Here is a 472-nt window from a genome sequence, read left to right as displayed (position 1 = left end):
CGCAACCGCTCCTCCGGAGACGGCATCACGGCAAAACGGCCGACGCCGGGGCCGAACACGGGGCCCGGCGTCGGCCGTTTTGCCGTGATGCCGTCTCCGGAGGAGCGGTTGCGCAGCCGCCTGACCACCCACGGGACAAAGTGCGTGCGTGCCCACACCAGGTCTTCGGTCCGGGCTTCGCGCCAGGTGCGGACCGGCAGGGGCTTGGGCAGGAGCGGCTCCAGGGTGTGGCTGACGTTCAGCGAATCAAGCACCATGGCGGCGATGGTGTGGTGGCCCAGGGGCGAAAAGTGCAGGCGGTCCTCGTCCCACATCCGGGGATCATTCAGCTGCTTGAGCGACCACATGTCCGCGATGATGGCGTCATGGCGGGCGGCCACAGTGCGGAGGTTCTCGTTGTAGATTGCCACCTTGCTGCGGACCCGCCCCAGCACCGAAGAGCCGGTGTCCGGGCCGTTGAACAGGACCACTG

1 pseudogene is annotated in these 472 nt (G+C 68.0%); it reads right to left on the bottom strand.

Annotated features, from left to right (window positions below):
- Positions 1-472, bottom strand: a pseudogene (locus DBR22_RS20120) (SGNH/GDSL hydrolase family protein); the annotation flags it as partial.

Source organism: Arthrobacter sp. HMWF013 (assembly GCF_003061105.1).
Taxonomy (GTDB): domain Bacteria; phylum Actinomycetota; class Actinomycetes; order Actinomycetales; family Micrococcaceae; genus Arthrobacter.
This window is presented reverse-complemented; position numbering and strand designations above follow the sequence as displayed.